The 11370-nt window shown below is 66.0% G+C and carries 9 protein-coding genes; 5 read left to right on the forward strand and 4 right to left on the reverse strand.

Features of this window, described 5'->3' with window-relative positions:
• The first annotated feature begins 51 nt into the window (after positions 1-51).
• The 3 genes from ACFSC3_RS02810 (at position 52) to ACFSC3_RS02820 (ending at position 4347) form a co-directional block, all read left to right on the forward strand.
• On the forward strand, positions 52-837 hold the full coding sequence (locus ACFSC3_RS02810; RefSeq protein WP_380938492.1) for a quinoprotein dehydrogenase-associated SoxYZ-like carrier: 786 nt from the start codon (positions 52-54) through the stop codon (positions 835-837).
• A complete protein-coding gene (locus ACFSC3_RS02815; protein ID WP_380938494.1) occupies positions 834-1778 on the forward strand; it encodes a quinoprotein relay system zinc metallohydrolase 1 in 945 nt (314 codons plus the stop codon). The genes ACFSC3_RS02810 and ACFSC3_RS02815 overlap by 4 nt, the downstream gene beginning before the upstream one ends.
• 106 nt (positions 1779-1884) lie before the next feature.
• Positions 1885-4347, forward strand: coding sequence for a TonB-dependent receptor (locus ACFSC3_RS02820; RefSeq protein ID WP_380938496.1), 2463 nt, complete (start codon positions 1885-1887; stop codon positions 4345-4347).
• On the opposite strand, the gene ACFSC3_RS02825 is transcribed toward ACFSC3_RS02820, so the two are convergent.
• Positions 4344-5015, reverse strand: a complete 672-nt coding sequence (locus ACFSC3_RS02825) for a response regulator transcription factor (RefSeq protein ID WP_380938498.1) — start codon at positions 5013-5015, stop codon at positions 4344-4346. The genes ACFSC3_RS02820 and ACFSC3_RS02825 overlap by 4 nt on opposite strands.
• Positions 5012-6250, reverse strand: a complete 1239-nt coding sequence (locus ACFSC3_RS02830) for a sensor histidine kinase (RefSeq protein WP_380938500.1) — start codon at positions 6248-6250, stop codon at positions 5012-5014. The genes ACFSC3_RS02825 and ACFSC3_RS02830 overlap by 4 nt, the downstream gene beginning before the upstream one ends.
• A 458-nt stretch (positions 6251-6708) precedes the next feature.
• Between ACFSC3_RS02830 and ACFSC3_RS02835 the strand changes: the two genes are divergently transcribed.
• Entirely contained in the window at positions 6709-8019 is a 1311-nt protein-coding gene (locus tag ACFSC3_RS02835; RefSeq protein ID WP_380938502.1) for a TnsD family Tn7-like transposition protein, read from the forward strand.
• A gap of 158 nt (positions 8020-8177) precedes the next feature.
• Here ACFSC3_RS02835 and ACFSC3_RS02840 read toward each other — a convergent pair whose 3' ends face one another.
• Both ACFSC3_RS02840 and ACFSC3_RS02845 read right to left on the reverse strand, forming a co-directional pair.
• Entirely contained in the window at positions 8178-9155 is a 978-nt protein-coding gene (locus ACFSC3_RS02840) for a diguanylate cyclase domain-containing protein (protein ID WP_380938504.1), read from the reverse strand.
• 110 nt (positions 9156-9265) lie between these two features.
• Entirely contained in the window at positions 9266-10354 is a 1089-nt protein-coding gene (locus tag ACFSC3_RS02845) for an alpha/beta fold hydrolase (protein ID WP_380938506.1), read from the reverse strand.
• 80 nt (positions 10355-10434) lie between these two features.
• Between ACFSC3_RS02845 and cysD the strand changes: the two genes are divergently transcribed.
• The gene (gene cysD / locus ACFSC3_RS02850) at positions 10435-11334 is read left to right on the forward strand and encodes a sulfate adenylyltransferase subunit CysD (protein WP_380938508.1); all 900 of its coding nucleotides are present in this window, start codon (positions 10435-10437) and stop codon (positions 11332-11334) included.
• Positions 11335-11370: the final 36 nt, after the last annotated feature.

Consider the following 11370-nt stretch of genomic DNA (forward strand, 5'->3'; position numbering starts at 1 on the left):
CTACCAAGGTGTCATGGTCGTGGCCGCGCGGAATGCCTACGAGACTTAGGGATGAGGATCGCATCAGGCTCGTTCATTGCGGCACTTGCGCTAGCCGCTGCCTCGGCTTCGGCCGCAACCCTGCCGGCCGATCCGCTGGCGTCGCCGATGTGGGACTTCGTCGCCGACCAGGCCTTCGGCGCGGGCGCGCGGGTCGCCTTCGATCCACGGGTGAAGGTGCGCTTCCCCGGGATTGCGGAGAACCAGCGCGTCTTCCCCGTTCAGGTCGACGCACGCGGCATTCCCGACGTGAAGCGGATCGTCATTCTGGTCGACCTCAACCCGATCCAGATCCCGATCGACTATCGGCTGGACGATGCCGACGCCTTCGTCGCGACGCGGATCAAGCTCGATCAGCGCACGCCGGTCCGCGGCGCCGTGCAGCTTGCCGATGGGTCGTGGCTGGTGTCGGGCGGCTGGATCGATGCGGCCGGCGGCGGCTGTTCGGCCCCGCCTGCCAGTCGGGTGAAGGGCGATTGGGCACAGCATCTGGGCGAAGTGCGCGGCGCGCTGTGGCGCAGCGCCGGCACGACCCGCGCGCAACTCGCCTTCCGGCACCCGATGGACACGGGCTTCGTCAACAATATCTCGAGCTATTACGTCGACGAACTGGCATTGACCGGCGCCGATGGCCGGTCGCTCGGCAAGGTCAAAATTCAGGCCGCGGTGTCCGAAGACCCAGTGCTGACGATGCTGCCGCGCGCGCGGGCGGGCGAAGCGGTGCGCTTTCACGCCCGCGACACCAATGGGATCGAATATCGGGGCACGCTGACGGATCGCGCCGGCCCCGCGGCATGATCGCGCGCCGCTCGCTACTGGCCGCTGCCGGGGTCGCGCTGGCCGCACCGGTGCTGGGGCAGGCGTTGGCCTACCGTCTGGTGCCGGAAAAGGTTGGCGACGGGATTTGGCTGATCCGCGGGGCCGACGCTCCGATCGAGCGCGACAACGGCGGCGCCATCGCCAACATCACGCTGATCGCCACCGAAGCTGGCGCGGTTCTGGTCGATGCCGGCCCGTCGCTGCGCTATGGCGAGGCGTTGCAGGCGCTGGCGAAGACGCTGACCGGCAAGCCCGTGGCGCGCGTCTATCTGACCCATCTGCATCCCGATCATACCTATGGCGACGCGGCGTTCGCCCCGGCAATCATCGCCGCGACGCCTGGCCTGATCGCCGAGCTGAAGGCGGAGGGGCCAGGGTTTGCCGACGGCATGTACCGACTGCTGGGCGACTGGATGCGCGGGACCGAACTGCGCCTGCCGAGCCATGTCGTATCGACGTCGGAGGAGGTAGTCGGAGGGCGAACGTTCCGCCTGTTGCCGCTGGCCGGCCACAGCGCGAACGACCTGGCCTTGCTGGACCCGGCGACCGGGACGCTGGTCGCGGGCGACCTGGTGTTTCACGATCGCGCGCCCTCTACGCCGCATGCCGATCTGCCGGTCTGGCGTCGCTCGCTCGACACGCTCAAGGGGCTGGGACACCGCACGCTCATCCCCGGCCACGGCCCGTTCGATCCGACGCCCACTGCCGCGATCGATCAGACGCGCGACTGGATCGACTGGGTCGATGCGACGCTGCGCCGGGCAGTCACCGATGGCCTGGACATGGTGGAGGCGGGCGACCTGCCGATCCCGCCGCGGTTCGCCCATGTGGCGGCGGCGCGCTACGAACTTCAGCGGTCGGTCTCGCACCTCTATCCCGCACTGGAAGGCGCCCTGCTGCCGCGCGTCGATGCCCGCTGACGGGCGCCCCGGCCAACAGGACGAGACCAGTCTGAGAACTTCCTAAGACTTTCCCGGCGCCGCCGCCGCTATGCCTGGGGGCAACGAAACGGGGAGGATCATCGACATGCGCCATCATCTGCTTGCCTGTACGGCGCTTATAACGATGCCGGCCGCAGCGCAGACGCTTGACCCTGCGGCGCGCGACGGGGGCGCCGACGTCGTGATCGTCGCGACGCCGCTGGTCGATCCGGGCGAGGATATCGTCGGCTATCCGGCGCAGCACATCTCGGACGAACAGATCGCCGGCACGCACGCGCTCGACCTCTCCGACTATCTGCGCCGCATGGTGGGCGGCGTGTTCGTGAACGAGGTTCAGGGCAACCCGCTGCAACCCGACATCAACTATCGCGGCTTCACCGCATCACCCCTGCTCGGCACGCCGCAAGGGCTGTCGGTGTACGTGGATGGTATCCGCATGAACCAGCCGTTCGGCGACGTGGTGAGCTGGGACCTAATCCCGACCTCCGCGATCCGATCGACCACGCTGGTGCCGGGATCGAACCCGCTGTTCGGGCGCAATTCGCTGGGCGGCGCGCTGGCGATCCGCACGAAGGACGGACGGTCCGATCCGGGCATGACCGCCGACGTCAGCTACGGCAGCTTCGATCGCAAGATCGCCCGCGCCACGGTCGGGGGGCGGACAACCGCGGGTCTGCACTGGTTCGCCTCGGCCGATTACGTCCACGAGAATGGCTGGCGCGACTTTTCGCCGTCGCGCGCCGGACAGCTTTTTGCGAAGCTGGGATGGGCCAACGCCCGCACCGATTTCGCGCTGTCGGGCAGCTTTGCGGACAGCAATCTGAACGGCAACGGCCTGCAGGAGATGCGCCTGCTCGCTCGTGACCGTGCCAGCGTCTACACCCACCCCGATACCACACGGAACCGGGCGTGGTACGGCAATGCGACTCTGACGCACGACCTGTCGGATCGATTGAAGCTCTCGGCCAACGCCTTCTACCGTCGCATCCGTACGCGCACCTTCAACGGCGACGTCAACGAAGGTGCCCTGGGCGAGAATCTGTACCAGCCCAATGCCACCGAACGCGCCGCGCTGGCGGCGGCGGGCTTTGCCGGCTTTCCGGTGTCGGGAGAGACGCAGGCGAACACGCCGTTCCCGCGCTGGCGCTGCATCGCCAACGGACTGACGAACGAGGAACCGAACGAGAAGTGCAACGGCCTGGCCAATCGCACCGCCAACCGACAGCGTGAATGGGGTGGAACGGCCGAGCTGACCTGGGTGGCAGGCGCCAACCGGCTGACCATCGGTGCGGCCTATGTCGACGGGCGGGCCGACTTCGCGCAATCGTCGCAATTCGGCTATCTGACGCCGGATCGTGGCGTCGTCACGGTGACGGGGCCGGGCGCCTTTGCCGATGGAACGCAGGATTCGGAGAACGCCTTCGACGCGCGCGTCGATCTTCGCGGCGGCACCCGCGTCTTCAGCGCCTATGCGCTCGATGCGATCGACCTGACGTCGACGATCCATATCGACCTGTCGGGGCGGTTCGACCGCACGGTGGTGCGCAACCGCGACCGCATCACGCCCGGCGGCGGGCTGGGCTCGCTCGACGGCGATCATCGTTTCCACCGCTTCAACCCGGCAATCGCCGTGCGCTGGACCCCGACCGCGGCGGTCGCGCTCGACGCGGCGCTGGCGCAGACCAGCCGCGCACCGTCCGCGATCGAGCTTGGCTGTGCCGATCCGCAGAGCCCGTGTCGCCTGCCGAACGCGTTGGCCGGCGATCCGCCGCTGAATCAGGTGATCGCGCAGACGGCGGAGGGCGGCGTGACGCTGGCGACCGGACCGCTTCGTCTGCGCGCCGGCGCATTTCGTACGGTCAGCCGCGACGACATTCTGTTCGTCGCCAGTGATCAGACCGGCTTCGGCTATTTCCGCAATTTCGGCCGAACCCGCCGACAGGGTGCCGACGTCGACCTGTCCGCGCGAACAGGGGCGCTGGGCGTGACGCTGCATTACACCTTCCTCGACGCGACCTATCGAAGCCCCGAAACCGTGGGCGGCGCCGCCAACAGCAGTAACGACGACCCCGCACCGGGCTTCGAAGGCGAGATCGACATTGCTCAGGGCGACCGCATCCCGCTCATCCCGCGGCATCTGCTGAAAGGCGCGGTCACGCTCGACGCGACGCGGTGGCTGACCTTGTCCGCCGACGTCGTCGCCAGCGCCGGCGTGATCGCCCGCGGAAACGAGAATGGCGCGCACCGCCCCGACGGTGTCTATTATCTGGGGGAAGGCCGGACGCAGCCCTATGCGGTGTTGAATGCCGGGGCCGAACTGCGGCCGACGCAGGGGGTGGCGCTCTACGTCCAGGTCAACAACCTGCTCGACAAGGCCTATGCCACCGCCGCGCAACTCGGCGCGACCGGGTTCGACGCGTCAGGCAATTTCGTCGCGCGGCCGTTCAGCGCGCCGGTGATCGATGGCGAACGGCCGCTGGTCGGCTCGACCTTCTTTGCCCCCGGCGCGCCGCGGTCGGTGCAGGCGGGGCTGCGGCTAACATTTTAGGTGGGGTCGGTCAGGCGAAAACCGGTGCCGCGGACGGTGACGATCACCGGTGCACCCGGCTGTTCGGCCAGCCGGCGGCGGACATAGCCGACATAGACGTCGAGGGCGTTGTCGCTGACCGCCTCATCTTCCCAGACTGCGGCCGACAGGCTGGCGCGGGACACGGTATCGCCGCCGTGCGCGACCAGCGCGGCGAGCAACAGATATTCCCGTCGGCTGAGCGGCACCGCCGCCGGGCCGACGCGGGCGGCATGCCGTTCGGGATCGAGTTCGAGCGCACCGAACCGCAACGGCCGCGCTACAGCGGGCGTGCCGCGCCGGATCAGGACGGCGAGGCGCGCAACAAGCTCGTCGAAGGCAAAGGGCTTGGGCAGATAATCGTCCGCCCCGACCGCAAAGCCATCCAATCGATCCTGCAAAGCGCCGCGCGCGGTCAGCATCAGGATCGGCACCACGATACCGGAACTGCGCAGCGACCGGGCGAGGTCGAGTCCGTCGCCGTCGGGCAATCCCAGATCGAGCAGGACCGCGGAAAAGCCATTGCTCGCCAGTAGCGCAGCGGCACGCGATCCGTCCCGTTCCCAGGCCACGCGATACCCCTTCGCCGCGAGCCCGCGCGTCACGAAGCGCCCGATTCCGGGATCGTCCTCGATCAGCAGGACGTTCATGCCGCCACCGGCAGCGTCAGCGTAACGACGCAGCCGCCGCCGTCGCGCTGCGCGATCGCCGCTGTCCCACCATGTCGTTCCGAAACCCAGCGGACCAGCGCTAGCCCGAGCCCGGTTCCACCGCGCGCCCGACCTTCGGCGCCCTGGTAATAGGCGTCGAAGAGCCGCGGCAATGCGTCCGGCGACACGCCGAGCCCGCGGTCGGCGACCGAGAGGATTGCATGGTCGTCGCGACGAACGAGTGATACCTCCACAATGTCCCCATTCGTCGAGAATTTGACCGCGTTATCGATGATCGCGACGATCGCCTGTTCCAGCCAACGGGCATCGCCCATCGCGTACAGCGGAGCAAGCATACCAGCGGTCAGCCGAACGCCGTTCGACCTGGCGAAGCGCTCCGCCGCCGCCATCGCCCGCTGCGTCGACACCGGCAGGTCGATTGAGGCCGACCTGAGTTCCAGCGCCCCGTCATCGGCTTTGGACAGGGCCAGCAGTTCGCCGACCCGCCGGTCGAGCTGTTCGCTTTGCACCACCACTTCCTCAAGCGCGGCGGTGAGAGCCGATGGATCGTGCGCCGCGGTCGCTAGAGCCACTTCCGCCTCGCCGCGCACGACGGTGATCGGCGATCGCAGTTCATGACTGATCTTGGCGAAGAACAGCCGACGCGACGCATCGATGGCCATAAGCCGACGGGTACGGTCGGTGACGGCGCTGGCCAGTCGGCGATTTGCTGTGACCAATCCCGCCGCCCCACCCACCGCGGCAAAGATTGCAATCGCAGCCAAAGCCAGGGCGTAGCGGCGACTGCGGGTCCGCAGATCCTCTATTGCGGTCGCCATCGCTGCGGCTTCATCACGCTCACGGACCGAAGCGGCGGCGACCAGGCGCGTGATGCGAGGGATGTCCAATGGACGTCGCGTCGCAAGCACGGCCATTTCTTGCGCCTCTGCAATTTCCTCCCGCTGTTCCGGTCGCGTGTCGCGCCCGACCTGCGCTACCTCCGCGTCAATGCCCGCACGATAGCGCGCAATCGCAGCGGATAGCTCGGCCTCTTCACCACTCCGCATCGCACTTTGCAGTGCCATCACATCGGTGAACTGCGATTGACTGATCTCCGCCCGACGGAAAACGGTCACCGCCTCGTCCACCGTCCGCAACAGCAACAACGCCGGCGTCAGGATCGCCAGCAGCAAGGCGAGCGCTGCGAGGTGCAGCGCGAGGGTTGGACGGCTCATTCTGAGACGTCGGATCAGGGGTGTTCTAGCCATCGTCGCGCTACAATCTTTTTCTGATCGAACGGTCGTTGACCATTGCCAGTTAGCACCATTAGGCGTTCGTCGCCGAAGGTGCTTGAATGTACGTGAGGCGGTCAACGCACATCGGCTGTGATCAGCGATCGCCAATGTGGGGGGCTTGCCGGCTGGCAAACTAATTAGCCACGGAAAAGGCTCGGTTTGTCCTCGGGCGGCCGATACGCGCGAACGGCACTGGGTCGCGTGCCGTCAGTCTGCGCTGCGATTTTTTCGCTTTACCGTATTGATATTGGAGCCGCGAACACTGGGGCGAACTTCCGGCATTTGGAAGCCAAGGCGGGGGGAGCTTAGTCGGTGCTCACCCGCGTCACGGAAGGGGCGTGGTGATGACCGTTGTTAACGGTTTACTATTCATATTATACCCGTGGCAACCACAACTGATGCAGACGGCACTCATGAGTGGCGCCCTACCGGCCAAGTTGGCGGTCTTTCCCGAACCATATCCGGGAGAGCTGCTTCACAGCATGATGGCGCGCTACCGCTTTTACACCGGCCAAAGCCATTGCACTGTGTCGGACGAGTTGTTTGGTCAGTCGCACAGATCAAACCCGGTCGATCTTCCGTTCAGGCTTGCGGATCTTGCTCTGCGGTTGCCGCGCAGGGTTGGTCTCGATGGGGACATGCTGCTGGATCGGCATACCCTCTTTCCGTACTACTCGGCGTTCCTGGATGCTGAATATTTATCTGAAGCGCGAGTGGCGGCACTAGGATCAAGCGGCCTGGTCGGTAACCGCGTCGGGAAGGGCATCAAACCAATTCCCCCGATCAAATTTCTCCGCTTCTGTCGAAAATGTCTGCAGGATGCGCGGGAGAAGGGTCGCGATCCGCATTGGCTACGCGCGCACCAGCTTCCGATTATGACCTTCTGCACCATTCACGACGAGCCTCTGCGCAACAGCAACTGCCGGGTCAGCACGTCGATGCGGCTGGACGTCCCATCCAGCCGCTCATGCCCCGCAGACGCCCCGTTGGTTCTTCCCAAACACGCCGCTTGGGACCTGCTGAAGCGGTTGTCGCTCGACGCGGTATCGCTATTGGAGGGTACCTATCCTTTCGACATCGGATCTGACGGCCATATGGGCCTCAGGACCGCGTTCGCGGAAAAGGGATTGGTTAGAACAGGCGGCGATCTCGACTGGCCCAGCATCGCCGACAGCACTGCTGACCTGATCGATGGTCTCGCTCCCGCCTTTCCGGCGATACGTGCTCTCAGTCGGAAGGAAGGTGGTTGGCTGGCCTACGCTTTGAACCCGAAGCGTCGAACAAGTACGGATGCAGTGCTTTTGGCCGGGCTTCTTCTAGAGGGCATTTGTCCACGACCAGTATCGGTCGTGGTCACGACGTCTACGCAGGGGCCATGGCGCTGCGAGAACCCCTTGGCCGCCCATCACGGTGAGGCGATCGTCACCGAAGTGGTAAGAACAGAAAAAGTCTATCATCGTGGGAAGGGCGAATTCCGGCACCTTCGCTGCGCCTGTGGTTACGAGTACTCGATCGTCACGCGCGAGGATGGAAGCAGCACCAAGCCGTTCCGCTTGAGGTTCGGGCCATCGCTCGCCCGCTTCATCCTCGAGACGTCGCTCGCCGGCGTCCCTTTCTGGAAAGCGGCGAAGACTGCGAAGTCCGATCCCGCCTCTTTGAAGAGAATCATCGCCGAAGAAGGCATCCCTCACCATTGGGACATCGCATAGACGAGGCTTGACGGTCCATCCGCATGCAAATGGAAAATCTGTATTAAATCTTCGACGATGGGTAGATCGGAAATAGAAAAACTCTATTTAGGCGATCTCTTTGAGATGCGGTGAGGTTTTGGAAAGCCTCTATTCACTACGCTCAGCGTCCCCGGCGGTCAGGTCTCGAGGCGATTGCCGCCCAGTCCCGCCGTGTCGGCCAGTCGCGCCCGCGCGCGGGCCAGCACATCTTCGCCGGACTCGCCGCGCGCCGTCAGCAGCGCGGCGGATGCGGTGACGGTGCCGATATATTCCCCGCTGTCGCGAAGCCGCAGCCGCCGCTTGGCGAGCGCATCCAGCGCCTCGCGCAGCTGGGTGCGCACGACGGTGACAGCCGTGTCGAGGATGACGATCACGAATTCGTTGCCGCTCCACCGGATCAGTTCCTGATCGGGGAAATGCTGTCGTAGCGTCGACACCAGCGCGCTGAGCACATTGTTGCCGACCGACTGGCCATACCGCTCGTTGATCGCGACCAGCCCATCGAGCTGGACCAGGATCAGGGCGAAGCCGCGGTCGTAATGGGCCAGCTGCGCCAGCACCGCTTCGGCCCCGCGCCGGGTCAGCGCATCGGTCAGCGTGTCGATGACGGGGTCGGCCAGCCGGTCCGATGCGCCGCCGCGTCCGGCATCGGTGGCGGGCGCCGCAATGCGGCTGCGCAGGGCGGAAATCTCGCTGCGCATGTCGGCAAGCTCGCGCTCCGCCTGGCCGAGCCGGTCGGAAAAGACGGTCGCGCTGTCCGGCCAGCTCGCCTGATCCGCCGCGAACGCACCGACGTCGCGCCCCAGTGCGCTCGTCAGTTCATGCGCGCCCGATGTCAGCGAACTCAGCTGTGCGGTCTGTTCCGACACTGCCTGTTCGCGCGCGCCGATCGATGCGGGGGTGCCGTCGTCGGCAAAGCTCGCGATCAGCAGCGCCGCCTGTTCGCCGGTCAGCCGCAATCCGCCATCGGTGTAAGCAGCAATCTGGCGGCCGAGCGGACCGGTCGGGTCCGCCAGATAGCGCAGGGCCAGGTCGTAATGGGCCGGCGTAGGGGCGATCTGGTGCGATTCCAGAAACGCGAGTGCCGCACGAGCGCGGTCGAAGACGGCCTTCATCCGTTAGTCCACATTGCGTACTCCAAGCGTCTGATCCTACAAGCCGCTGGCTGCGGCAAGGGGGCTGGCAATTCTACCGGGGTGGAGCCGTCGAAACGGCGCCGCGGGTATCAGCGTGTCCGGGCGAGGAACGCGGCCAGATCTGCCTTCCAGAAGCTGGCCGCGGTATGCGTGCCATGGCCGCGGGTCGTCTCGCTTTCCGGGATCATGCGAAAGGTTGCGCGGCGCATCCGCTTCACCGCCTGCTCCGGGAAGGGCAGGCCGCGCGGGTTGATGAAGTCATCCGCCGAATTGATCCACAGGACGGGTGCGGTGATCGCCTCCAACTTGCTCCACGGATCGTAATCGCGCGAGGCGTCGAGCTGATAGATCATGTCGTTGGCGTCGCGCGTCGCCATGTCCCTCGCTAGCCGGTCGCGGACGTAGGCGGTCGCGGCATCGCGGGTCGGATAGGTCTTTTGCAGCGCCAGCGGCGCGGCTCCTGCGACGATCAGCAGCGAGCTGGCGGTGCGCAGGCCCTGCATCGGCTGGGTTGAGTAATTGCCGCCGGCGTAGGTCGGATCGGCCTTTACCGCATCGATCGCCATCTGCCGCCACATGCGGTTGAGGCCGGCGATCTGCACCGGCTCGCACGCCATGGGCATCAGCGCGGCCGCCGCGTCCGGATAGGTTTCGCCCCAGACGAAGGCGTGCATGCAGCCCATCGATGTGCCGAAGATCAGCCGCAGCCGCTTCACGCCCAGCGCCTCCGTCACCAGCCGGTGCTGGAGTGCGACCATGTCGGTATAGCCATAGTCCGGAAACGCGGCCCGCATCCCGTCCGATGGCTTGGACGACGCGCCGTGGCCGATGTTGTCGGGCAGGATGATCCAGTATCTCGTGATGTCGAACGGCTGGCCCGGCCCGTAGAGTTCGTCGGCGAAGATCGGGTTCAGGAACTGCTTTCCCGTGCCGCCCGTACCGTGCAGGATCAGCACGGCATTATCGATCTCGCCCGTCGCGTTGCGGTGTGGCTGTCCCAGCGTCGTATAATGCATCCGGACGTCCATCGTCCGGCCGCCGGTAAAGCGATGCGCCTTCGCCACATAATCCGCTTCTCGCGTCGGCCACGTCTTTGCCGGGGCTGGCGCTTGCGGCGCGGGGGAGGGCTGGTTTGGGGCGGTCGCCTGGAGCAGCAGGGCGAGGAGGGCGGTCAGCATGGCGCGCAGGCTCGCACCTATTTCCGCGGCAAGCAATTGTTTGCGGCAGAGCGCGAGCGCGTGGCTAGATAGACGCGATCATGTCCCGCCTGACCCATCTCGACGCGCTCGAAGCCGAATCGATCCACATCCTGCGCGAAGTCGTCGCCGAGGCCGAAAACCCGGTGATGCTCTATTCGATCGGCAAGGATTCGGCGGTCATGCTGCATCTGGCGAAGAAGGCGTTCTATCCCGCGCCGCCGCCGTTCCCGTTGCTCCACGTCGACACGACGTGGAAATTTCGCGCGATGTACGAGCTTCGCGACCGTGCGGCAGCGGCGGCGGGGATGGAATTGCTGGTCCATCGCAACCCGGAAGCGGAGGCGCGCGGGATCAATCCGTTCGACCATGGCAGCCTCCACACCGATCTGTGGAAGACTGAAGGGTTGAAGCAGGCGCTGACGCTCCACGGCTTCGACGCGGCGTTCGGCGGCGCGCGTCGCGACGAGGAAAAGAGCCGCGCGAAGGAACGCGTCTTCAGCTTCCGCTCCGCCGCGCACCGCTGGGACCCCAAGGCGCAGCGGCCCGAGCTGTGGCGGCTGTACAATGCGAAGAAGGCGAAGGGCGAAAGCATCCGCGTTTTCCCGATCAGCAACTGGACCGAGCTGGATATCTGGCAATATATCCTGCGCGAGGGGATCGAGATCGTCCCCCTGTATTTCTCCGCCCCCCGGCCGACCGTCGAGCGTGACGGCATGCTGCTGATGGTCGACGACGACCGCTTCCGTCTGCGCGAGGGCGAAGTCCCGGTGGAGCGCTCGATCCGCTTCCGCACGCTCGGCTGCTATCCGCTGACCGGCGCTGTCGAGAGCGAGGCGGCCACGCTGAGCGAGGTCATCCAGGAAATGCTGCTGACGACCACGTCCGAGCGGCAGGGGCGAGCGATCGACCACGACCAGGCGGCGAGCATGGAGAAGAAGAAGGCGGAGGGGTATTTCTGATGGCGACCGTCAACATCCTCCCCGCCACGGGGAGGG

This window comes from Sphingomonas floccifaciens, assembly GCF_042681125.1.
In the GTDB taxonomy this organism is placed as follows: Bacteria; Pseudomonadota; Alphaproteobacteria; order Sphingomonadales; family Sphingomonadaceae; genus Sphingomonas; species Sphingomonas floccifaciens.